Consider the following 25,070-nt stretch of genomic DNA (forward strand, 5'->3'; position numbering starts at 1 on the left):
CGCCCGGACGGCGGGGTTCGGCGCGGGGAGTTGCCCGGTCCGATGGCATGATGGCAGTCGTTTGAGACCACCCTTCCAGGACGGGGAATCGACCGAGATGCAGTTCAGCGAGGCGCTTGGGGCTTCCTACCGTCTCAGTGACCGCATCGGCACCGGCGCGGCCGGCGAGGTCTGGCGAGCGATCGACACCCGTACCGGCGAGACGGTGGCCGCCAAGCTGCTCCGGCCGGAACACGCGGCCGACCTCGCGGTCGTCGAGCGGTTCATCCGGGAGCGGTCGCTGCTGACCGGCCTGCGGCACCCCAACATCGTCGCCGTCCGTGACCTCGTCGTCGAGGGCGACCGGCTCGCCATCGTCATGGACTACCTCGAGGGCGGCTCGCTGCGCGACCTGCTGGCCGACCAGCGGACCCTGGCTCCCACCGTCGCGGTCCACTTCGCGGCGTCGGTGCTGGACGGGCTGGCGGCCGCGCACCAACGGCAGATCCTGCACCGCGACGTGAAGCCGGACAACGTGCTGCTGGAGGGGGACTGGCGGACCAGCCGCCAGGACGGGGTCAAGGTCACCGACTTCGGCATCGCCGAGATGATCTCCGAGCAGCCGCGGACCGACAGCGGCGGCCTGCTCGGCACCCCGGAATACATGGCCCCCGAGCTGGTCAGCACCGGCGAGGCCGGACCGCCGGCCGACGTCTACGGCGCCGGCATCCTCTTCTACGAGCTGCTCGCCGGACGGACGCCGTTCGCCGGTCCGGGCACCGACTTCACCATCGCGCAGCGGCACGTGACGGCCCGGGTCCCGGCGCTGAAACTGCCGGCCGAACTGTGGCGGCTGGTCCGCAATCTGCTGGACAAGAACCCGCGGTCGCGGCCCACCGCCGCCGAGGCCGCCGCGGAACTGCGCCGGCTCAGCGGTTCGGTGTACGTGGTGCCCCCGCTGGCCCTGGTGCCGCTGCCCCAGACGTTCGAGCGGGCCGACCGGCCGGCCACCGCGGTCCGCGGCGTCGCCGAGCCGACGCCCGACGAGGTGATCCCGGACCGGGCCGCCCGGCACACCTCCGGCCCGGCGCCGGACCTCGGCACGCCCGGCCAGGCCACCATGCACCGCCCGCTGCCGCAGCGTCCGGTGACCCCGGCCGAGCCGGAGCGCCAGCCCGAGGACGGGCCGCCGCGGCCCTGGTGGAAGACGCCGCGGGTGATCATCATGGCCGCCGGCGCCCTGGTGATCCTGATCGGCGCCGGCGTCGCGGCGATCCTGCTCACCCGGCCCCAGGTCGCGGCGCCGCCACCGGCCTCGACGGCTCCGGCACCGCCGGCGATGCAGGCCAGCCAGCAGGATCAGCCGACCCCGACCGGGCTCGGGATCAGCCGCCGCGCCGAGTACGACCCCGGCACCGCGACGATCCGGCTGACGATCACGTACAGCGCCCAGAACGCGGCGCTGCGCGGGCCGTTCCTCGAGGTGCTGCCCGGGCTGGACCCGAAGGCCGCCTGCCCGACCGTGAGCTGGACCGGGGCGAAGCAGGAGCAGAACCTGCCCAGCGTGACCGGGATCAGCCAGCGCTGCGGCTGGAGCGTCGACGGCGTGACCGTACCGGCGCAGGGCAGCAAGGAGGTGTCGGTCGCGGTACGGCAGCCGATCGCGGACTCCTCGCAACTGCAGACCTGGCTGCAGACGGCGGCCGAGACCACCGCGGCCGCGGTCGAGGACGACGAGGTGACCGGCACCGCCTATCCGGTGCAGCGGCTCCGCGACATCCAGCTGAGCACGCCGTCCAGTACGGTCAGCCAGCAGATCCTGCCGGTCACCCTGGTGCCGGTCTGGCCCAGCGGCACCGACAAGGTGAACCCGCTCTACAAGAGCCCGTCGGTCGGTGCGCCTTCCGAGATGCTGGTCGCGATCGCCGGCGGCGAGAAGGGGATCCGGTTCAGCGACGGCTGCTCCGGCGCCGTCTCGGTGTCGTCCGACGGCCTCACCGTGACCGCCCTGTCGCAGACGCCCGAGTGCACCATCAACGCCAAGGTCGGCAACTTCTCGGACCTGCAGAGCCCGCCGTTCGCGATCGTCACCCGAGGCGGCTGAGCCGCTCCGCTTCGGCCGGCTCGGCCGGCGACGGGCTGGCCGCCTGGATCAGCGCCATCCCGCCCGCCACGCAGGCGTAGCCGCGGCCCGCGGTCATCGCCACCGGCGCCCGGCGGGGCAGCGTGACCCCGAGCAGTTCGCCGTCGTAGTCGACGTTCGGCTGCAGCAGCACCCCGCAGCGGGACTTCCGGACCGTCTTGGTCCAGTGGCTGTACAGGCTGCGCAGGTCGTCGGAGCGGCCGGCGGCGAAGATCCGCAGGTCCGGCGACGCCGAGTCCAGCAGCCCGCTGATCGCCTGGTCGGAGTCGTCGAAGCGTTCCGCATCGTCGATCAGGACGGCCAGCGGGCCGTCGTGCATCCGGGCCGCGGCCAGCAGCGGGGCGAGTTCGTCGCCGGAGGCGGACCGGTCCAACAGCGGGGACCCGACCAGCGGCGAGCGGCGGTCGCCGACGCCCCAGACCTGGATCGGCGGGCCCGGGTGGTCGGCGGTCCGCAGCACCTCGGCGATCGACAGCAGCAGCGTCGACTTGCCGGAGCGGGCCGGGCCGGTGACCATCAGGTGCTCGCCCTCGTACAGCTCGAGCTGCTGGGGCTCCAGGTCGACCTCGCGGATCCCGACCGGGATCAGCCACGGCTCGGCCGCGATCGTGGCCTTGGCGCCGAGCTCGGCGACCGACACGTGGTCCGGCAGCTGGCCGACCACGTCCTGCTTGCGGCGGCTGCCGCTCCACTTGCCGGCGATCCGGGCGACCGCGTCGCGGAGGCCGCAGCCGGGGGTCGCGACATGGGTCTGCAGCCGGGTCTCACCGAGCACGCAGCGGCCGGCGACCGCGGCCGGAGCCTCGTGCGGCTTGACGCCGGCGGCCGAGTAGTCGTACTGGTCGGCGAGGCGGAACAGCCACTTCTGGGTGGTCACCTCGTCGATGGCCGGGGGGACCGACTTGGCCCGGGTGGTGGATGCGGCGAAGAAGAGGCCGAGGTCCGGCCCGTCGGCGTACGCGCGGTAGAGGCTGTCCAGCAGCGCGATGCCCTCGAAGTCCTGGAACTCCTCGCGCAGTGCGGCCAGGCCGTCGATCAGCACGACGGTACGGCGACCGTCGGCACCGTCCGCCTTCCGGCGGTCCAGCTCGGTCCGCAGGTAACGCAGGAACCGGACCTGCTGCTCGCGGGCGCCGCTGCCGGAGCCGACGTAGCCGACCGTGTGCGGCAGGTCGATCAGCGGCCGCAGGTCGCCCGAGCCCATGTCGAGGATCAGCAGGTCGAGCTCCTCGGGGGCGACCGAGTCGGCCAGGGTCAGCGCGAGGGTGGACAGCGTGGTGCTGGTGCCGCTGCCCGGGATGCCCATCAGCAGCAGATTGCCGCGGGCGATGTCCCAGCCGGCCGGGATCTGGCGCTGCCGGTCCGGGTCGTCGGAGATGGCGAAGGAGGCGCGCAGATGCTCGTCGACGCCGCCGACCACCGGCAGCGGCGGCGCATCCGGGTCCCGGTCCTCGGCGCCGGCCTCGGCCTGGAACCCGGCCAGCTCGACCCGCTCGCCGAGCGGCTCCGGCCAGACCGGCCGGGGCGGCGCGATACCGGCTGCGGCGGCGGCCTCGACGATCGCGTCGATCATCAGGTCCAGGTCGGCCGGGGCGTCGTCCGCGGTCTGCGGCCGGGGCGCCACCTCGACCCGGCCGAAGTGGACCGGGTGGGCGTCGATCTTGGTCGTCGACTGCTGCTCGGACTGGCCGGTCACCAGGGCCGTCTGGACCGGGGTGATGTCGTCCTGGCCGAGCTTCACGTACGCGCGGCCCTGTTGGCGCCGGCTGATCGCGGCAGCGTCGGCGACCCCGATCACGTTGGAGGAGTCCTCCCGGCTCTGCACCCGCAGCGCCACCCGGAGGTTGGTGTTGGCCAGGATGTCGTCGTTGACGACGCCGGCCGGGCGCTGGGTGGCCAGGATCATGTGCACGCCGAGGGTACGGCCGACGGCGCCGACGCTGACCAGCGACGACAGCACGTCCGGGAACTCCTTGGCCAGCATCGCGAACTCGTCCACCACGAGCAGCAACCTTGGCATCGGCTCGCTCGGGTTGGTGGCGAGGTAGGTGTCCAGGTTGTCGACGCCCTCGCCGGCCGCGGCGAACTTGCGCTGCCGGTACTGCATCTCGGCCTCGAGCGCGCGCAGCGCCCGGTTGGCCAGCTGCTCGTCCAGGTTGCTGATCGTGCCGATCGTGTGCGGCAGCCGTTCACAGGTCTTGAACGCCGCGCCGCCCTTGAAGTCGATCAGGATGAAGGTCAGCTTCGTCGGGTCGTTGCGGGCCGCCAGACCGGCCACCAGCGAGCGCAGGAACTCGCTCTTGCCTGAGCCGGTGGTGCCGCCGACCAGACCGTGCGGGCCGTCCCGGACCAGGTCCAGCGAGAAGGCGCCGCCCTCGCCGATGCCGACCGGGGTGGACACGCCGGTCGGGGCGGACCAACTCTGCCGGATCGCCTCGGCCGAGATCTCCTCGAAGTCCAGCAGCGGCGGCAGCCGGACCAGCGACGGCAGCGCGGCGCCGGGGACGACCAGGTCCGGGTCGTCGAACCGGGCCAGGTCCATCGCGGTCCGGCGCGCGGTGTCCAGACTGATCCCGGCCAGCACGACGTCGTCGACCTGCTTCAGGTCGCCCGGCCGGGTGACCGTGCCGGCGGCGTCGGCGCCGACCCGGATCACCACCGTGCAGGAGGCCGGAAGTTGATCTTCGGAGGAGGCGACGACGATGCCGGACACCTGCGTCTCGGGCCGCTTGTTGGCGGTCGGCTGGACGCCGCGGCCGTGGCCGAGCAGGGTCCGCGCCGGCGCGTTGCGGCCCTCGGTCAGCACGTCGGAGTCGAGCACCAGCAGCACGGCCCGGGTCGGGTGGTCCTGGATGCCGTCGCGCAGCGCCCGGAGCAGTTCGTCGCTGCGGGACCGGTTGTCGGAGAGCCAGCGTTCGCCGGCGCCGCCGCCGTGCCGGCGCAGGTGGGGGAGCCAGGAGGTCCAGGCCCAGTCCTCGTCCCGGCCCTGGTCGCAGAACACGCCGACCGTGACGTCGGCCGGCCCGCTCTGGGTCGAGGCCTGCGCGACCAGGCTGCGGGCGACGGCCAGCGCGCCGGCCCGTTCGCCGACGATGCCGACCACGCCGGCGTCGGACAGGTCGACCTCGACCGCACCGGCCGGCAACCGGCTCTCCTTCATGGCGGCGCGGATCTTCTCGTCGAGCCGGCCGCCGGACCGGTTCTCCACCGGCGGCGTCCACGGGACGTCGCCGACGCCGGCGTGCAGGTGCAGGAAGTCCTCGGCCGCCGGCCGTCGTTCCCACAGAGTCATGGTCGGGATCGCGGCCCGCCGGATGACCGTCGCCGGGTCCGGCGTGTCCAGGTACGACCGCCGGCCGCCCTCGGCCGCGGCCTCCCGCAGCTCGCCGCGGAACGTCTCGATCGCCTCGTCGAACCGCTTCTCCTCGGCCTTGAGGTTCTTCGACCGGCGGTGCTTGCCCTCGATCCAGGTGCCGATGCCGAGCACCGGGCTGAGCGCCGACAGCAGCGCGAACCTGGGGTCACCGATCACCAGCACCATCGCGCCGGCCAGCACCAGCGGCGCCAGGATCATCGCGATGCTGAACCGGCTGGCGTCCGGTACGTCCTTGCGGGCCGGCGGCTGGACCGGCTCCGGTTCGCCGAGCCGGCCGGGCCGCGGCGGCCGGTTGAACGGGGCGGTGCCGGCCGGAGTCAGGTTGTGCAGGGAGCCCGGCTTCGGCGCCGGCGTCTCGACGAGTTCCTTGCGGACCAGGATCGTCACGCCGCCGGCGGTGATCACGGCCTGCTCGGTGGCCAGCACCCCGTCGGGCTTCGGCTCGGCCGGCTGCTCGCGCCCGGTCCGGCGCCGGATCAGGTCGGCCGCGCGCTGTCGCCGGTTCGGCTTGTCCGCCTCGTCCTCGTCCTCGGCCCCGTCGGGGTCGTCCTCGTCGGCCTCCTCCTGGGCGCCGCCGATCCGCCGGCCGTCGACCAGGGTGCCGTTGGTGGAGCCGGCGTCGCGGATCCGTACCCCGTCCTCCTCGAGGGTGACCGTGGCGTGCTCCCAGGACGTGCTCGCCGAGTCGACCGACAGGTCCGCCTGCGGCGACCGGCCGATGATCAGCGGCCGATTCGCCGGTACGGGGACCACGCGGCCGGCGTCCAGGCCGCCGGACAGAGTGGCGGTCCAGCCCGAGATCGGCTCCGGCCGCTGCAACGGCGACCGCGAGACCGTACTGCCCTCGAGCAGCATCAGGTCGGACAGCAGGGTGTCGGCCGGGTAGGCGGTCTCGTCGACGCAGAGCGTCGTGTCGTCGCTGATCCGCTGCCCGCAGGTCTCCGCCACCAGGTCGGCCAGCGTCGCCGTGTGGGTACTGCGGCTCACCTCGATCTCGTGCGGAGAGCCGTCGAGGTCGATCAACAGACGCAACGCCGTTCCCTTCCCGAAGCTGTGGGCAACAACCCCCGTTTCACTCTAGTGCCGCGCGTTCCACCGGTCAGGGGGCGAAGAACCAGATCAGCCGAGGCGCCGCACCGTCCGCGGCCGGGCGCAGCCCGAGGTCCTGGCCCGAGGAACGCAGCGCGACCACGGCGTCCTCGGCCAGCGCGTCGCTGTGCGAGAAGTCCAGGGCCGGGCCGGCCAGCCCGTTGCTGTGGTCGAGCCGGAGCGAGGGGATGGCGCCCATCGGGTTGCCGTCCTCGCGGGCCGCGGTCGCCGCCGCCGCGTAGGTCAGTGCGATGACCGCGTCGTGGCTGCGGGCGTCCGCCGCGTCGGCCACCTTGACGAACGGCTGGTCGCCGAGCAGCGTCTTCTGCTCCGGATCCGCCGCCCGGAGCCGGATCGCGGCGAGGAACGCCGACATGGCCTTGCCGGTCTCGTCGGAGGCCAGCGCGGCCGGGTCGTCCGAGTCCGTACCGACGGTGCCGAGGCTGGTGGAGAGACTGCCGCCGGCCTTAACGAGTGCCGCGGTGAAGGCCGGGCTGGTCGCGTCGGGGGACAGGAAGATCGGCAGCGTGACGTCGGCGCCCTGCAGGGCCTGGACCACGACGGCCTGCTGGGCGGCCGGGCCGGAGATCAGTACGGAGTCGATCTTGTCCTTGCCCTCGGTCCGCTCGACCACCTCGCTGAGCAGGTTCTTGACGTCGTCCCCGGGCTTGAAGTGGACCTTGCCCGACACCTGGACCGACTCCGGCGTACCGCCGCCGACGTCGATCAGCAGGGTCTGCTTGAGCTTGTTCGCCGTGAGCGTCTGCTGCAGCGCCTCGCCGATCGCCGCGTCCATCGGGCCGGTGCTCCAGACCAGCTTGCCGAGCAGCTCCGGGTCCGTCTCGTACGGCAGCAGCAGCGGCAGCTTGGCCTGCTGGGCGGCCTTGACCGCGCCGCGCAGGTGGGTGCCCTGGGTGGCCCCGACGATGCCGCTGACCCCTTCGTCGGCGAGCTGCTCGACGGCACGCTGGGCGCCCTCGGTCGAGCCCTTGTCGTCGACCGTGACCAGCTTGACGTTGACGCCGCCCATCGACAGCCGCTGCGCCGCGACCTGGGCGCCCTCGGCCGCGTACTTCTGCTCGGAGCCCTCGCCGGGCTTCGACGACAGCGTGACGATCACGCCGAGCTTCAGCTCCGGCGGGGCGCCGGGGACCGCGACGGCCACCGGCTGCGCGACCGCCGGCTCGGTCTTCGGGGCGTCCGCCTGGGTCCGCCACCAGACGAACCCGCCGGTGCCGCCGCCCAGGACCAGGAGGACGACGGCCCCGAGGATGATCCAGCGCTTCTTGCTCACTGAGCCCCGATTCGGAAGGTGTACACGGTCTGGCTCTCCGCGCCCTCCGGCACCTCGAGCTGGAAGGCGGGCAGTTCGGCGCCGGCGCGCAGGGCGGCCTGCAGCTGGGCCTGCTGGAGCAGGATCCCGTTGATGTCCTGGCCCCGGACGTTGGCGTACGCCTCGGTCTGGCCGGACGCCAACGCCAGTTGGTAGTCGGCCGTGCCGACCCGCGCCGCGCTGGTGGTCATCGACCCGAGCAGGCCGGAGCCGTTGACCTTGCGGTCGCCGAGGTCGAGCAGCACCTTCTTCAGGCTGGCCTGGAGCAGGACGAAGGAGGCGTCCATGTCCCGGGTCGAGGCGGAGACGCCGCGGGCCAGGTCGTTGAGCGAACGGTCCACCTGCTCGGCCGCAGCCGCGGCGGTCCGCTTCTCCGACTCCCGCAGCTCGCGCCGCTGGCCCTCGATGATCCGGGCGCCGTTCCGGTTCAGCGCCTCGGAGGCGTTGGACAGGCCGGCCGCGGATTCCTCGAACATCTTGCCCACGGCCTCGCTGTCGATCTCGGCCTGGGCGGCGATCTTGCGGATCGCCGGCTCGAGGGCCTTGGCGAGTTCCTTCTTGGCCGTCTCGGATGCGTTCTTGAATCCGGCGCGAATCTGCTTCGGCAGGTTCTCCTCGTAATTCCAGAGAGCCTTCATCGGCTTCTCCATCGCGGTGTACGACGCGTTGAACTCGGTAACAGCCCCCTTCAGAGCTTTGACCTGCTCCGCCAGTTCCTCCACTTCGGGAAGTTCGGAGTCGATCTCGACCTCTTCTGGCGTCTGGTCCCGAAGCTTCTGAATGACTTCCTGGACCTTCTCGATCTGACCCAACGCCGCCGTCAACTCCCCTCTGGCTGCCTTGAGCGGGGCGTAGAGGCTGTCGTCGCGCTCCTCATCGGTCAGATCCGCGACCTTTTGCCAGCCGGCGGCCTGTTCCAGAGTCCGTTCCAGCAGTGAACCTTCGCGGCTGAATGGTGGTGGCGGGGTGAGTTCTTCGGGCTCCTCGGGTGGAGTCTCCGGGTCACCGTCGTCTTCTGGGGTGCAGCCTAATGGGACGAGGTAGCGCCGCATTTCCCGGATGTCCCGCTCGCTGGCGCCCTTGCCCGGGTCGAAGATGCCGCCGCCATCACCCATCTCGCAGGCGAATTCGGCCGCAGCTTCAATCTGCGCCTGCATGGAGCGATCTACTCCCGGAGTGCCCTCGGGCGGGCTCTTCAACTCGGCGACGGCCTTCTCGGCATCAGTGTGTACGCCCGCCAGTCTTTCGGCGAGTTGTTCCAGTTGATCCTCGGCACGCTCCAACTGGCCTTTCTGTTCGAGCAGCTGTGCGTCCATCTCGTCGAGTCGTTTGATGTAGCCGGCGAGTTGAGCTTCGATCTGATCCTTGACCTCCCTGAACCGTGCGTCGGACGCGGCTTTAAGCTCTCGCGCCGACGTCTCAAGGTCCTCCGCGGTCTGGTCGACCGAGGCCACCTCTTTCGCGAGGTCTTCGTACTCCTTGCGCGCGGTAGCGACGATCTCCGGCTGCAGCTTGCCGATCAACCGCTCACCGTCGTCGACCAGCTGCTTCATGATCGCCGCGAAGGTCTGCTCAGCGGCCCAAATGGAACAGGTCGTGGACTTGTCGTCCTTGCAGAGTTCGGCGTTCGGCTCGGCTGGGCCGACCGAGCGGAGCAGCACCTGCTGGGCCTCGGCCTTGCAGTTCTTGCTCGCGGTCGCGTAGCCCTCCAGCTGGGCGGACACCTGGACCAGGTTCCCGTACACGCTGCCGACGGCCTGCGGGGCGCCGACCACGGTCGAGCAGCCCTTGCCGCTGACCCGCGGCGCCGGCGGGTCGCCCGAGGTGTCGCCGAGCAGCTTGTCCATCGCGTCGACGGTCTGGCCCAGTTCCTGCAGCACGGCCGACTGGGCGCCGGCGACGGTGCCCTTGATGTCGGAGTTCAGCTGGGTCAGCTGGCCGTCCAGCGCCTTCATCGAGGTGGCGACGCCCTTCGTACTCTCCTGCAACTCCTTGACCGAACGGGTGCCGAGGGTCTTGGAGGTCGAGTCGAGGTTCTTGCGCACCTTGGAGATGTCGGTGCTGGCCCGGGTGAGCACCTGGTTCACGTCGGTGATCACCTGGATCGTCCGCTGCTCCAGCGCCAGCTGGGAGGTCGGGCTGGTGTTGAACGCCGACTCCAGCACCCGGCTCACCGACGGGTCGGTGACCAGGCCGGCCTGGACCGACATGTCGAAGGTCGGCACCTTGAAGTCCTTGGCGTCGGCGACCAGGGTCAGCGTCGCGTTCGCCCCCATCTGCGGGGAGGCGAGCAGCGCGGCCCACTGGACCACGGCGTCACCGTTCTCGGACCGGCTGAGCACACCGTTGGTGGCGGCCGCGGTCGACGAGCCGGTGGCCGTGATCACGTCGGTCGGGGCGACCCCGGCCAGCGCCGTGGAGGCGACCACGGTCAGCGGCGCCCCGACCAGGGCGGGCTGGGTCCGCGACGTACCGGCGACGTCATAGGTGAGGTTCTCCGGCTGCATGGTCAGGTTCTGCACCGTGATGTCGATCTCGATCCGGCCGTTGTGGCCGGCCAGGTCGTTCAGGTCGGTGCCGGTCCGATCCGCCGTCCGGTACGCCGTCGTGACCCGGACCGGGAGCTTGTCGGCGACCTCCTTCGGCGAGTACTTCACGGTCTCGGTGGTGGCGTCGCCGGCGTTCTCCCGTACCGAAACCGTGGTGGATTCGATGTCGGTCATCGTGCTGTCCGGCGCCATCTTCACGGCCACGGACTGCAGGATCCGCTGCGGCGGCAGGTCGGGCCCCTGATTCGGATTGGTACAGCCGGCAAGGAGCAGGAGCAGCGCCACTCCGGCGGCTACGGGTCCTCGCGCAGAAGCGAAGGGGAGGCGGGTGTCGGACCTGCCGAGACGGGTCCGGCCGGGCCTGGTGAACGTCATCAGTTCCTTCGTCAGTCGGTGTTCAGGCGGCTGGATGATGCGATCTCGAACGCCCCGGGCGTCGTCATGCTGCGGCAGCGTACCGCAGTCGCGCGTCACGTCGGCGGCCACGCCACGCCCGTTCTTTCCTTCATGAACGCCAGAAGAACAGTCGGTGGCGAGAAGCTCGGGCCGACCTCGGCGCCCTTAAGTTGATCTTGGTTCCAGTCGGGCCGTACCGGGCGGGCGGTGTGCCCGCGCGTCCGTGTCCGGGTCGGTCAGGAGCCATCACCCAACAGGTAACCGGTGATCGGGCCGGTGTCAAAGGAGGAGGGGCGAATGAGCCGCGTTCTGTCCACGGAGGAAGCGAAGTCCGCGATCCGTCAGATTCAGGCGATCGTGACCGGTGGACTGACGGACCAGATCTCGCAGCTGGACACGCAGGGCCAGAAGCTGTCCCAGCCGGATGTCTGGGACGGGCCCCTGGCCGCGACGTTCCGGAGCTCGACCTGGCCGGAGACCAAGGCCGCGCTGGACAAGGCCAAGCAGGAGCTGGACGACTTGCGGGGCCAGCTGGAGAAGATCTCCGCCAACATCTTCTCGGCCGGCGGCGGCAGCTGAGTCCCTTGTCGTGAGTCGGGCACGGACGAGTCGCCGCGGCGGTCGGTCGCGGCGACTCGCTGCCTGACGCCAGTCATCAGTCTTCGGTACGGGGAGCGGGGCTCGGTGCCCTGGCCCTTCTCAGCTGCGTCTCTGGAAGGTTGCGGAAGTGGTAGACATCTCGGATCTGGGCGCGATCGATGAGAACGTGCCCTTCAACAACGACGTGGCCGACGCGCTCATCGCCGCGTTCGACGGCGCGGCGTCGACGATCGAGGATCAGGCGGGTACGCGCTCGCAGGGCGTGACGGACGCCAAGGACGACTTCAGGGGCCACTTCTCCGAGCTGTTCTCCGGCAACGCCTCGGTGGCGGCCGCCGACGCCACCGAACTGGTCGCCCGGCTGCGCGAGGTCGCGACCGGCGCGCGCACGCTCAAGACCGAGGCCGAGAAGGAGCAGCAGCGCCGGGACAAGGCGCGGCAGTGGAAGCAGGAGCAGGACGACCGGAACGTGTTCGAGGAGTTCGGCGACTGGGTCAGCGGCGGCGAGGACCCGCCGGTCGGCCCGCCGGCCGATCCGGTGTCGATCACGGCGTCAGCGCCGCAGAACGGGACCAGGCAGACGCCGGCGCCGGGCACCGGCCCCAGCGGCGGCAGCTCCACGACCACGTCGGCCCGACCCTCCAACCTGCGCAAGTTCGTCACCGCGTCCCAACCGCTGAACGAGGCGCTCAACGGGAAGCCGGCCGCCCTGCGGGGCCACCTGACCAGCTTCGCCAGCTCCTGCCAGTGGGGCCGGCTGGAGGCCGAGGGTGTGGTGAGCGGCTTCGAGAAGTGGCTGACCGCGAACGGCGAGGACGTGCGCTGGGTGACGACGGTCGCGAACGCGTTCCAGGCGGCCGGCGGCGAGGGCAACATCACCTACCTGCTGAACAGCACCCTGTCCGCGGTCCTCGCGGCGGCCGGCGTGGCCGAGACGCGCCAGGACCTGACCATCGTCGCCGCCCAGGCGTACGGGCACCCGCCGACCACCGGCTACGCCGACGACCCGGTCAACACCGCCACCGGCAACTTCGTCGAGACCGAGCTGGACCTCGGCTTCCCGGGCGCGGCGGCGAACCTCGCCTTCTCCCGGACGTACAACGCGATCGCCGATCAGGCGGGCGCCTTCGGGCCCGGCTGGTCGTCGGCGATCGAGCTGCGGCTGGACCTCGCCGACGACGGGGCGACGCTGGTGCTGCCGGACGGCCGGAACGTCCTCTTCCCGCGGTCGGGCGACGGGTGGGACCGGGCGCCGGGGGAGAGGCTGTGGCTGGACCGGACCCGTACCGCCGACGGCACGGTGCTGGTGGTGTCCGACAACGACGGCCTGCGCCGCAGCTTCACGCCGGGCGGCCAGTGGCTGTCCGACAGCCGCGGCCCCGGTACGACGATCGCGGCGGAGCGCGACGGCGACGGCCGGCTGACCCGGCTGGCCCACGCGCGCGGCCGCTGGATCGAGTTGGGCTGGACCGGCTCCCGGGTCGCCGAGGTCCGCGCCTCCGACGGCCGCCGGGTCTCCTATGAGTACGACGACGCGGGCCGGCTGGTCGCGGCCGCCGGGCCGCTCGGCACCCGGACCTACCGGTGGAACAACGCCGGCCTGATCGAAGCGGTCGTCGGCGCGGACGGCGTCGTCGAGGTCGAGAACACCTACGACGAGCGGCGCCGGGTCACCGGCCAGCGGTCGCCGTTCGGCCGGCAGACCCGCTACGCCTACCTGTCCGGCCGGCTCACGGTCGTGTCCGACCTGGACGGAGAGCGGTCGAACACCTGGATCGCGGACCAGCGCGGCCGCCTGGTCGGTGTGATGGACGCGGACGGCCGGCGGCAGTCGATGAGCTACGACGGTTTCGGCAACCTGGTGGCGGTGACCGAGCGGAACGGCGCGACCACGACGCACGGCTACGACGAGCGCGGCCGGCGGGTCCGGACCCGTACTGCCTCCGGTGCGGATCTGACCTTCGGCTACGACGACGCCGACCGGGTGACCACCGTGGTCACCGAGGCCGGCGCGGTGACCGAGTACGGCTACGCGGGCGCCGACCGGAACCCGTCGGTGATCATCGATCCCGAGGGCGGCCGCACCGAACTCACCTGGGACGGCACGCTGCTGCTCCAGGTGACCGACCCGGTCGGGGTCCGGCTCCGGTTCGCCTACGACGAGCAGGGCGAACTGGTCGCGGTGATCGACGCCGCCGGCAACCGGGCCCGGCTGGAACGCGATGCGACCGGCCGGGTGACCGCGGCGATCACGCCGTCCGGCGCCCGCACCACCTTCCACTACGACGCGGCCGGACTGCTGGCCTCCCGGCGGGATCCGAACGGCGCCGTCCACCGCTACGAACACTCCGCCGGCGGCCGGCTGACCGCCATGATCGATCCGCTCGGCGGCCGAACCGAACTGGAGTACGGGCCGCACGGCGAGGTGACGAAGGCCGTCGACGCCATCGGCCGGGCCGCGACGCGGACCTTCGACGACCTGGGCAACGTGGCCGCCGTGGAACTGCCGGACGGCAGCAGCTGGCGGTTCGTCCACGACGCGCTGTCCCGGCTGCGGGAGACCGTCGACCCGGCCGGCGGCCGCTGGCGGCGGGAGTACGACGCGAACGGCGTCCTGCGCTCGTTCAGCGATCCGACCGGCCTGGTCCGCGAGGTTCCGGCGGACCGCACCGGTCTGAGTTCGACCCTGATCGAGGCCGACGGTACGACGATCGCCCGGTTCGACCCGCTGGGCCGCCCGACCGCGACCGAGGAGTCGGACGGCGCCACCGCGTTGATCACCCACGACCGGTGCGGCCGGCCGGTGGAGCTGGTCGACGGCGAGGGCCAGCTGACGCTGCTGCGGCGGGACGCGGCCGGCCGGCTGGTGGAGCGGATCGCCCCGTCCGGCGCGATCACCCGGCACGAGTACGACGCGTGCGGCCGGCTGGCCGCGGTGACCGAGCCGGGCGGCGGCCGGGTCGAGCTGGAGTACGACGCCGACGGTCGGGTGGTCCGTGAGGTCTCCTCGACCGGCGAGGTCGCCTGGTCCGAGTACGACGCGATGGGCTGGGTGGTGGCCCGGTTCGTCCCCGGCGAGGGGCTGACCCGGTACGGCTACGACCTGCTGGGCCGGCTGATCCGGCAGACCGATTCCTGGCACGGCCGGCGCCGGTTCCGCTACGACGCGGCCGGGCAACTGGTCGAGGCGGTGAACGGGACCGGCGGGGTGACCCGCTACGACTACGACGGCCTGGGCCGGTTGATCATGATCACCGATCCGCTGGGCGGGGTGACCCGGCGCAGCTACGACGCGATGGACCGGCTGGTCGCCGAGACCGACCCGATCGGTCGCACCACCAGCGGCGAGTACGACGCCGCCGGCCGGCTGCTGGCCCGGACCGATCCGGACGGACGCCGTACGGAATGGTCGTTCCGGGCGGGCCGGCTGTCGGCGCTGCGGATCGACGGCCGGCTGGTCGCCGAGATCATCCGCGACCTGCGGAACCGCTCCGTCCGGATCGCCGACCACACCGGCCCCGACGGTTCGGTCGAGCACGAGCTCACCTGGAACGGACGCCGGCAGCTGACCTCCCGCCGTCGCGGCGAGCGCCGGGTCGAGTGGACGTACGACAGCGACGGCCGGCGCGCCTCCCGGACCGGCCCGGACGGGCAGCGGACCGACTTCCGGTACGACGGCGGCGGGCGGCTCACGGTGGTGGACCATCCGCTGCTGGGCCGGGCCACCTTCGGCTACGACGACGCGGGCCGCCTCGTCCGGGCCGGCGCCGGCGAGGAGATCCAGTCCTGGCGCCGGGTCGACGGCTTCGTCGTGGAGCACACCCTGACCGGCCCCGACGGCGCTGCCCGGACCCGGCTGGACCGGGACGCGTGGGGCCGGATCTCTTCGATCACCGACGACGCGGGCCGTCGTACCTTCGGCTACGACGAGTCCGCACAGCTGGTCGAGGAACGGCGCGACGACGGCACCGTGTCGAGCTGGCAGTTCGACGCGGCCGGCCGGTTGGCGGCCGAGGCGGTGGCCGGCCGCCGCTGCGACTACGGCTACGACGCGGCCGGTCAGCTGGCCTCGACGGACACCGGGGAGACGCAGGTCCGCTACGTGTACGACGACGCCGGGCGCCGGGTCCGGGCCGAGGGGTCCGACGGCCGGACCCGGGAGTTCGGGTGGTCCGAGGTCGGCGGGCTGGCCTCGATCACCGACCGCGATGCGGCCGGCCGCACCCGGACCACCCGGCTCTGGGTCGACGCGCTCGGCGAACTCGGCCGGGTCGACGGCGCCGAGACCTGGTGGGACACCGCCACGAACTACGCGCCGAGCCTGATCCAGGTGGGCGACACCGCCGTGGTGCACACCGCCGCCGGGCTGACCGGCGTCGGCGGCGCCTGGCACCCGACGGGCTGGCGTACCGCCCGGGCCGGGTCGCCGGATCCGTGGGCGATCGATCCGGTGGCCGATCTCAGCGGCGGAGTGGCGGTCGGCGCGGCCGGCGAGCTGTTGGTCGCCGGGCTGGAATGGATGGGCGCGCGGGCGTACGACCCGGCCACCCGGGCCTTCCTGTCGGTCGACCAGCTGGAGCCGGTGCCCGGTGCGGGCTGGGCCGGGAATCCGTACGCGTTCGCGGGGAACGACCCGCTGCACGCCCTCGACCCGGCCGGTCTGAGCCCGGTCACGGACGAGGAACTGAAGGCGTACGCGGCCTCCAACGACGGCGCCTGGAACGCGGTCACCGACTGGGTCGGCGACAACTGGGAGTACCTGGCCGGCGGTGCGATGGTGATCGCCGGCGGTGTGCTGATGGCGACCGGCGTCGGCGGGCCGGCCGGTATAGCGCTGATCAGCGCGGGCGCGGACACGATCATCCAGAAGGCGACCACCGGCTCGGTGAACTGGGGCCAGGTCGCGATCTCCGGCGTCGTCGGGGGCGTCACGGGCGGGCTCGGCAGCCTGGCCGTCAAGGCCAGCACGAGCGGCGCCACCGCCCTGATGACCCGGCTCGGGGTCTACGGCACCGTCGGCGCCATGAGCAGCGAAGGGGTCTACCTCTCGCAGAACTGGGGCAACCTGACGTGGCGTGGCGCGCTCGGTGCCGGTGCGGGTGGCTTCGTCGCCGGCATGTTCTCCGGCGGGCGCGGCCCGGGCGGCGGAAGCCTGGCCACCGCCGTCGGGCAGAACGCGAAGTCGCTCGCGGCCCGGGGCTTCACCGCCGGTCTCGGCTTCGTCGGCGGAGCCACCGGATCGATCACCAACAATGTGGTCGCCGGGAATCCGATCAACTGGCGAGCGGCGTTGGTCTCCGGCGGCCTCTCCGCGGGCACCTCGCAGATCCCGAAGGTCGTCAACGCTCCCAGCGGGACCTCGAGTACGCTGCCGCAGGTGTCCCAGTTCGGCCCTCGCTTCAGCAACCTGGCGAGTTTCGGCGACCGGGGCACGGTGGCGCTCTACGCGGGCGCGGTCCAGAGCGGTCTCCAGAGCTATGGTGCGAACATCGCCCTGGGGCCGTTCCTGGAAGGCACCCCCTATCACCTTTTCGGTCAGTGAGTGCGTAACACCGGTCCGACCCGCAGACGCCGCCGCCCCGCGCGGTATCGGCGGCTGCGTCCGTTGGACCTGTGGTTGCTGCTGGTCCCGGCCGCCCTGGGCATCGTCCTGCCGGTGCTCTGGCAGATCCGGCCGGAGCTCGCCGTCCTGGTGATCCTGCTCGCGCCGGCACTGGGGTTCGGGACGGTCCAGCTGCCGACGATCGCGCGGGAGATCCTGATGTGGGTGCTGGGCTTCGGCGCCGCCCTCGCCTGGGGTGTGCTGAGCCCGGTGCTCGCGGTGAGTTGGCTGGTGCTGTTCCCGTGCGGCTTCGCCCTCGGCGGGCACGTCCGGGCGATCCGGTCCGGCGTACCGAAGCCGGGCAGTAGGCCCGTTGTGCCGGCCTCGGACCGGATGGTGTGCAATCCGGGCGAGGGCTCCGACGAGGTCGTGGTGATCGAGCCATCGCCGGCCGCGGTCCTCGCCGCGATCGACGCCCTGGACGGAACCGATCGGACCGTGATCAGCCTGTTCCACGGCCCGGCCCGGCTCGACCTGGCGGGCCGTCCCGACGGGCCGATGCTGGTCTATCACTGCCCTGATCAAGCGGCCAAGCGTCCGGAGTGGAGCCACCTGACGACGCCCGGTGCGCCGGACGTCGAGGTCACCATCCAGCTTGCCGTCCTGGGCTATTTCCGGCTCTGGCAGACCACCACCCTGGACTCGGCCCGGAAGGCCGCGACCGAGTTTCTCGCCTCCGGGGGCCGGGCTCCGGGACTCTCCTGGCGTACCGATCCCGACGTGGCCGACCTGCGGCCCCCTGGACTGTCCGAGGACTGACTCGCCTCGTTCCACCGGTCCGACCTCCCCGAGAACGGGAGGCCGGACTGGTCGCGCACTGACCCCGAGACTGTTAACTTCTAGCGAAGAGTTCGTGAATCCGTAGCGGTCCTGCGGTGACGCCGGCCCCTCGTCGGATTTCGACAGCCGTGATGTCTCGTGTCAAGGAGGAAGAACGATGAGTCGAGTTCTGTCTACCGAGGAAGCGAAGTCGGCGATCCGTCAGATTCAGGCGATCGTGACCGGTGGCCTGACGGACCAGATCTCGCAGTTGGACACGCAGGGCCAGAAGCTGTCCCAGCCGGATGTCTGGGACGGGCCTCTGGCGGCGACGTTCCGGAGCTCGACCTGGCCGGAGACGAAGGCGGCGCTGGACAAGGCCAAGCAGGAGCTGGACGACCTGCGGGGCCAGCTGGAGAAGATCTCGACCAACATCTTCAGCGCCGGCGGCGGCAGCTGACCCCGGACCTGCCCACGGGCAGGTCCATCAGGCGGTCGGTTCGTCAGCGTCGTCAGCGGAGGTGCGGTCATGGTTGACATTTCGGATCTGGGAGCGATCGACACGGACGTGCCGTTCGACAACGGTACGGCGGACGATCTGATCGCCGCGTTCGACAACGCGGCGACCGCGGTCGACGAGCAGGCGGGGTCCCGTGCGTCGTACGTGACGACGGGGTCGACGGACTTCAAGGGTCACTTCTCCGAGTTGTTCACGAGCAACGCGGCCGTCGCCTCCGCCGACGCCACCGAACTGGCCAGCCGGCTCCGCGAGGTCGCGACGGCCGCGCGCAACCTCAAGGAGGAGGCGCGCAAGGAGCAGGAACGCCGCAAGACCGCGCGGGAGTGGAAGCAGCGGCAGGACGACCGCAACGTGTTCGAGGAGTTCGGCGACTGGCTGACCGGCGGCGAGGACCCACCGGTCGGCCCGCCGGCCGACGAGCCCACGATCACCACCTCGGCTCCGCAGAACGGCACCCGTGACACTCCGCCGCCGGGCGGTGGGAGCAGTGGCGCCGGCGGTACGTCCTCGGCCCGGCCGTCCAACCTGCGCCAGTTCGCCTCCGGCTCCGAGACGCTCAACGAGGCGCTGAAGAACAAGCCCGGCGAGCTGCGGACCCATCTGTCGAACTTCGCCTCGAAGTGCCGCTGGGGCCGGCTGGACGCGTCCGGCGTGCCGACCGGCTTCGACAAGTGGCTGACCGCCAACGGCGAGGACGTCCGCTGGGCGAACACGATCGCCGACGCGTTCAAGGCCGCCGGCGGCGAGGGCAACATCTCCACCCTGGCCAACAGCGCGCTGGCCGCCGCCCTGCAGGCGAAGGGGATCGCGGCGTCCCGGCAGGACCTGACGATCGAGCCGCCGCAGGCGTACGGTCACCCGCCGACCACCGGCTACGCCGACGATCCGGTCAACACCGCCACCGGCAATTTCGTCGAGACCGAGGTCGATCTCACCTTCGCCGGCGCGGCGGCGAACCTCGAGTTCAGCCGGACCTACAACGCGATCGACGACGCCGTCGGCCCGTTCGGGCCCGGCTGGTCGTCGATCCTGGACCAGCGCCTGGAGTTCGCCGACGACGGCGCCCGGCTGGTGCTGCCGGACGGCCGGCAGGTGATCTTCCCGCGGCGCGGGGACGGCTGGGACCGGGCACCCGGCGAGGCGCTCTGGCTGGACCGGGTCGAGTCCGAGTCCGGCGCGGTGCTGGTGGTCTCCGACAACGACGGCACCCGCTGGACGTTCAGCACCGGTGGGCTGTGGCTGGCCCGCAGCCGCGGCGCCGGTACCGGCATCCTGGCCGGGCGGGACGACGACGGCCGGCTGGTCCGGCTGTCCCACGAACGCGGCCGCTCCGTCGCGCTGACCTGGGCGGAGGGCCGGATCGCCGAGGTACGCGCCTCGGACGGCCGCACCGTTCGCTACGCGTACGACGACGCCGGCCGGCTGACCTCGGCGACCGGGCCGACCGGCACCCGGACGTACACCTGGAACGAGGCGGGCCTGCTCGCCGCGGTGACCGGCGCCGACGGCCGGGTCGAGGTGGAGAACAGCTACGACGAGCGGCGCCGGGTCGCCGGACAGACGTCGCCGTTCGGCCGCCGCACCCGCTACGTCTACCTGCCGGGCCGGACCACGGTGGTGTCCGACCTGGACGGCGGCCGGTCCAACACCTGGATCGCCGACCAGCGCGGCCGGCTGGTCGGCGTGGTGGACGCGGACGGCGAACGTCAGTCGATGAGCTACGACGCCTTCGGCAACCTGGTCTCGGTGACCGAGCGCAACGGCGCGACGACCCTGCACAGCTACGACGACCGCGGCCGCCGGGTCCGCACCCGGACGGCCTCGGGCGCCGAGCTGGCCTTCGGCTACGACGCGGCCGACCGGGTCACCACGGTCGTGACCGAGGCCGGCGCCGTCACCGAGTACGGCTACCAGGACGACGGCCGGAACCCGTCGATCATGATCGATCCCGAGGGCGGCCGCACCGAGCTGACCTGGGAGCACGGCCTGCTGGTCCAGCTGACCGACCCGACCGGCGTCCGGGTCCGGTTCGGCTACGACGACCGCGGCGACCTGATCACCGTGACCAACGCGGCCGGCGACCAGGCCCGGCTGGACCGCGACGAGGCGGGCCGGGTCATCGCCGCGACCAGCCCCTCGGGCGCCCGGACCAGCTATCACTACGACGCCGCCGGGCTGCTCAGCTCGCGGCGCGACCCGAACGGAGCAGTCTGGCGCTATGAGCACGCGGCCGGCGGCAAGCCGACCGCCGTGATCGACCCGCACGGCGGCCGGACGGAGTTGGAGTACGGCCCGCACGGCGAGATCACCAAGGCGATCGACCCGCTCGGCCGCGCCGTCACCCAGACCTACGACGACCTCGGCCAGCTCAGCGGCCTCGAACTGCCGGACGGCGGGACCTGGCGGTTCGTCCACGACGCGCTGTCCCGGCTCCGCGAGACGGTCGATCCGGAGGGCGGCCGCTGGTGCCGCGACTACGACGCCAACGGCGACCTGGTCGCGCTCACCGACCCGACCGGGGTCCGGCGGGAGGCGACCCTCGAGCGATCCGGCCGGACCGTGGCGCTGGCCGAGGCCGACGGCACGGCCGAGGTGCGGTTCGACGGCCTGGGCCGGGCGATCGCCGCCGAGGCCGCCGACGGACCGACCGGCCTGATCACGCACGACCGCTGCGGGCGGCCGGTGGAGATCGTCGACGGCGAGGGCGGCCTGACCGTGCTGCGCCGCGACCTCGCCGGGCGGGTCACCGAACAGGTCGCCCCGTCGGGCGCGACGACCCGGTTCGCCTACGACCGGTGCGGCCGCCTGTCCGCCATCACCGACCCGCTGGGCGGCCGGACCGAGCTGACCTACGACGCCGACGGCCGGGTCGTCCGGGAGGTGGCGCCGAACGGCGAGACCGCCTGGGCCGAGTACGACGAGATGGGCTGGCTGGTGGCGAGCTTCGTCCCCGGCCGCGGACTGGCCCGGTACAGCCACGACCTGGTCGGCCGGGTCGTCCGGGCCACCGACTCCTGGTACGGCAAGCGCCGGTTCCGCTACGACGCAGCCGGCCAGCTGGTCGAGACGGTCAACGGCAACGGCGGCAGCACCCGTTACGACTACGACGCCCGCGGCCGGGTCGTCGCGATCACCGACCCGCTCGGCGGCGTCACCCGCCGCGCGTACGACGCGCTGGACCGGGTGATCTCCGAGACCGACCCGCTCGGCCGCACCACGACCTGCACCTACGACGCCGCCGGCCGGCCGGTCACCCAGACCGACCCGACCGGCCGCCGGCTCGGCTGGACCTACGACGCCGCCGGCCGGCAGGCGGAGCTGCACGTGGACGGGCGGCTGGTCTCCGCGATCACCCGGGACCTGCGGAACCGGCGGGTCGTCGTCGCGGACCGGACCGACCCGGACCGGCCGACCGAGCACGAGCTGGTCTGGAACCGCCGCCGGCAGCTGATCTCCCGGCGGCGCGGCGACCGCCGGGTCGAGTGGACGTACGACAGCGACGGCCGGCGGACCGGCATGACCGGGCCCGACGGGCAGACGACCCGGTACGAGCACGACTCCGCCGGCCGGGTGGTCGCCGTGGAGCACCCGCTGCTCGGCCGCGCCACCTTCGGCTACGACGCGGCCGGCCGGCTGGTCCGGGCCGGCGCGGGTGACGCGATCCAGACCTGGAGCCGCACCGACGGCTTCGTCGTCGAGCACACCGTGACCCGTCCCGACGGCTCGGAACGGACCTCCGTCGAACGCGATACCTGGGGCCGGATCACGGCCGTGGACAGCGGGTCGGGCCGGCGCGGCTACGGCTACGACGAGGCCGGCCAGTTGATCGAGGAACGGCTCGACGACGGCACGGTGTCGACCTGGCTGTTCGACCGGGCCGGCCGGCTGACCGCCGAGGTGATCGGCGGCACCCGGTGCAGCTACGGCTACGACGCCGCGGGCCAGCTGACCTCGACCGAGGCCGGCCAGGTCCGAGTGTCCTTCACGTACGACCTCGCCGGGCGACGCACCCGGACCGAGGCGTCCGACGGCCGGGTCCGCGAGCTCGGCTGGTCCGACACCGGCTGGCTGTCCATGATCACCGACCGCGACGGCGACCGGACGACGACCACCCGGCTCGGGGTGGACGCGCTCGGCGAGCTGAGCCGGGTCGGCGACGCCGAGACCTGGTGGGACACGGCGACGGACTACACGCCGGGCCTGATCCGGGCGGGGGAGAGCCCGGTGGTGCACACTCCCGGTGGGCTGACCGGGATCGGTGCGGCCTGGCAGTCGCCCGGCTGGCGGACCGCCCGGACGGCGGGCGCCGACCCCTGGACGGCCGGCCCGACGACCGGCGCCGGCTTCGAGATCGGCGCGGCGGGGGAGGTCAGGATCGCCGGGCTGGAGTGGCTGCACGCCCGGGCCTACGACCCGGCGACGCGCGGCTTCCTGTCCGTCGACCCGCAGGACCCGATGCCCGGAGCCGGCTGGGCCGCGAACCCGTACGCGTATGCGGGGAACGACCCGCTGCACGCGCTCGACCCGACCGGCCTGGCCCCGGTGACGGATGAGGAACTGAAGTCTTACGCCGCCTCCAACGACGGCGCCGTGCAGGCGGTCGGCGAATGGGTCGGCGACAACTGGGAGTACCTCGCCGGCGGCGCGATGGTGATCGCCGGCGGCGTGCTGATGGCGACCGGCGTCGGCGGCCCGGCCGGCATGGCCCTGATCAGCGCAGGTGCCGACACGATCATCCAGAAGGCCACCACCGGCACGGTGAACTGGGGCCAGGTCGCGGTCTCGGGTGCGATCGGCCTGGTCGGGGGCGGCGCGGCGGGCCTCGCGGCGAAGGCCAGCAAGGGCGGGCTGGCGGCGCTGAAGACCCGGGTCGCCGTGCACGGGACGGTCGGCGCGTTGAGCGGCGAGGCGTCGTACGTCACCAAGAACTGGGGCAACCTGAGCTGGCGCGGCGCTCTCGGCGCCGGCGCGGGCGGCTTCGTCGGCGGCGCCTTCGGGGCCGGCTCGGGGCCGGGCGGCGGCACCTTGGCGACCATGGTCGGGCAGGGCTCGAAGTCGCTGACCGCCAAGGGCATGACGGCCGGGATCAGCTTCGTCGGCGGCGCGACCGCCTCGGTGACGAACAACATCGTGTCCGGCAACCCGATCAACTGGACCGGCGCCGCGATCGCCGGCGGCCTGGGGGCCGCGACCTCCCCGATCCCGTCGTTCAAGAGCCCGACCGGGACCGGCACGTTGAACCAGCTGTCGTACTTCGGACCGCGCACCGTGTCCGGCGTGACGAACCTCAGCGGCACCAACACCCAGGCTCTCTGGGTCGGGGTCAGCCAGGGCGCGGTCCAGGGCTACACCGCGAACATGACCATTCCGCCGCTGCTCGGCCAATGACCGCGAGCCGATCGACCCGGCGCCGCCGCAGCGAGTTCCGTCGACTGCGCCGGAACGAGTTGGTGCTGCTGCTGGTCCCGGTGCTGCTCGGGATCGCGCCGGTGGTGATCTGGCGGATCCAGCCGGCACTCGGGATCGCCGTGATCGTGCTCGGGTTCGGGCTGGGCTTCGGCTCGGTCTGGCTGCCCGCCGTACCGCGCCAGGTCGCGCTCTGGGTGGTCGGGCTCGGCGGCGCCCTTGCCTGGGGTGTGCTGGACGCGCCGCTGGCGCTGAGCTGGCTGGTGCTGTTCCCGTGCGGGGTGGCGGTCGGCGGCCACGTCAGGTCCTTCCGTACGGTCTCCGCAGCCGAACCGCCGGCAACCGACCCGAACCGGATGGAGCACGACCGCGGCGGCGAGACCATCGTCACGACCTCGCCGTCGGCGGAGGCCGCCCGCACCGCGATCGAGCGACTGGACGGCGAGCACCGCACGGTGATCAGCCTGTTCCGCGGCCGGGCCCGGCTCGACGTCGGGGGCGATGCCGCGGGGCCGCTCATGGTCTACCACAGCGACGACCCGGGCGCGGCCCGGCCGGAGTGGAGCCATCTGACGACGCCGGGCGGGCCGGACACCGAGGTCGAGGTACGGCTCGCGGACGATCTCGGCCATTTCCAGGCCTGGCAGACGACGACCCTGGAGCCGGCCCGCGCGGCCGCCGCCGAGTTCCTCCGGACCGGCCGCCGGGCGCCCGGCCTGGCCTGGCGTACCGACGCCGAAGTCGCCGATCTCCGGCCTCCCGGGCTGCAGGAGGAAGGAGACGAAGGCTGATCGTGATCCCGGCCACTGAGCGGTTCCGGCTCCTGCAGGTGACCCGGCGCCACGGTTAGGGTGGCTGGCAACGCCGTAGGGGCAATGTCAATCAGGTCGGCCTGCGGCCGGCGTCAAGGAGGAGTTGCGGATGAGTCGGGTTCTCTCGACCGAGGAAGCGAAGTCGGCGATCCGTCAGATTCAGGCGATTGTGACCGGTGGTCTGACGGATCAGATTTCGCAGTTGGACACGCAGGGGCAGAAGTTGTCCCAGCCGGATGTCTGGGACGGGCCGCTGGCGGCGACGTTCCGGAGCTCGACCTGGCCGGAGACCAAGGCCGCGCTGGACAAGGCCAAGCAGGAGCTGGACGACCTGCGGGGCCAGCTGGAGAAGATCTCGACGAACATCTTCTCCGCGGGCGGCGGCAGCTGACCCGAGGCGGTCACTTTCTGCGGTTCGGGCCGCCGCGATCGTTCGGTCGCGGCGGCCCTTCTGTTTCTCATGCGGGTGCGGGGTTGCGCGGTCAGGCGCGGATGAGGCGTTGAGG

11 protein-coding genes are annotated in these 25,070 nt (G+C 72.5%); 8 read left to right on the plus strand and 3 right to left on the minus strand.

Annotated features, from left to right (window positions below):
- Positions 1 to 97 precede the first annotated feature (97 nt).
- Positions 98 to 2,083, plus strand: a complete 1,986-nt coding sequence (locus AC6CCG_RS18520) for a serine/threonine-protein kinase (protein ID WP_496656074.1) — start codon at positions 98 to 100, stop codon at positions 2,081 to 2,083.
- Here the strand turns inward: AC6CCG_RS18520 and AC6CCG_RS18525 are convergent.
- From AC6CCG_RS18525 to AC6CCG_RS18535, 3 genes are all read right to left on the minus strand, one after another.
- Positions 2,067 to 6,530: a type VII secretion EssC family protein gene (locus AC6CCG_RS18525; protein ID WP_496656075.1), complete on the minus strand. Its 4,464-nt coding sequence runs from the start codon at positions 6,528 to 6,530 to the stop codon at positions 2,067 to 2,069. The two genes, AC6CCG_RS18520 and AC6CCG_RS18525, sit on opposite strands and share 17 nt — an antisense overlap.
- A gap of 67 nt (positions 6,531 to 6,597) precedes the next feature.
- Positions 6,598 to 7,881 carry an ABC transporter substrate-binding protein gene (locus AC6CCG_RS18530; RefSeq protein WP_496656076.1) on the minus strand — a complete coding sequence of 428 codons (1,284 nt, stop codon included), beginning with the start codon at positions 7,879 to 7,881 and terminating at the stop codon, positions 6,598 to 6,600.
- Complete coding sequence (locus tag AC6CCG_RS18535; protein WP_496656077.1) at positions 7,878 to 10,673, minus strand: AAA family ATPase; 2,796 nt, start codon at positions 10,671 to 10,673, stop codon at positions 7,878 to 7,880. Before AC6CCG_RS18535 ends, AC6CCG_RS18530 begins: the two co-directional genes overlap by 4 nt.
- A 489-nt stretch (positions 10,674 to 11,162) precedes the next feature.
- On the opposite strand from AC6CCG_RS18535, the gene AC6CCG_RS18540 reads away from it, so the two are divergent.
- From AC6CCG_RS18540 to AC6CCG_RS18570, 7 genes are all read left to right on the plus strand, one after another.
- Positions 11,163 to 11,444 (plus strand): pyrophosphorylase, encoded by a 282-nt coding sequence (locus AC6CCG_RS18540; RefSeq protein ID WP_496656078.1) that lies wholly within the window; start codon positions 11,163 to 11,165, stop codon positions 11,442 to 11,444.
- A gap of 148 nt (positions 11,445 to 11,592) precedes the next feature.
- Complete coding sequence (locus AC6CCG_RS18545; protein ID WP_496656079.1) at positions 11,593 to 17,007, plus strand: DUF6531 domain-containing protein; 5,415 nt, start codon at positions 11,593 to 11,595, stop codon at positions 17,005 to 17,007.
- A gap of 63 nt (positions 17,008 to 17,070) precedes the next feature.
- Positions 17,071 to 17,826: a hypothetical protein gene (locus AC6CCG_RS18550; RefSeq protein WP_496656080.1), complete on the plus strand. Its 756-nt coding sequence runs from the start codon at positions 17,071 to 17,073 to the stop codon at positions 17,824 to 17,826.
- Between the two features lie 178 nt (positions 17,827 to 18,004).
- Positions 18,005 to 18,286, plus strand: coding sequence for a pyrophosphorylase (locus AC6CCG_RS18555; protein WP_179747686.1), 282 nt, complete (start codon positions 18,005 to 18,007; stop codon positions 18,284 to 18,286).
- Between the two features lie 69 nt (positions 18,287 to 18,355).
- On the plus strand, positions 18,356 to 23,734 hold the full coding sequence (locus tag AC6CCG_RS18560) for a DUF6531 domain-containing protein (protein ID WP_496656081.1): 5,379 nt from the start codon (positions 18,356 to 18,358) through the stop codon (positions 23,732 to 23,734).
- Positions 23,731 to 24,543 carry an Imm1 family immunity protein gene (locus AC6CCG_RS18565; RefSeq protein ID WP_496656082.1) on the plus strand — a complete coding sequence of 271 codons (813 nt, stop codon included), beginning with the start codon at positions 23,731 to 23,733 and terminating at the stop codon, positions 24,541 to 24,543. Before AC6CCG_RS18560 ends, AC6CCG_RS18565 begins: the two co-directional genes overlap by 4 nt.
- Positions 24,544 to 24,766: 223 nt before the next feature.
- Complete coding sequence (locus tag AC6CCG_RS18570) at positions 24,767 to 24,955, plus strand: hypothetical protein (protein WP_246322235.1); 189 nt, start codon at positions 24,767 to 24,769, stop codon at positions 24,953 to 24,955.
- Positions 24,956 to 25,070: the final 115 nt, after the last annotated feature.

The sequence above is a fragment of the Microlunatus sp. YIM B11417 genome, assembly GCF_059617205.1.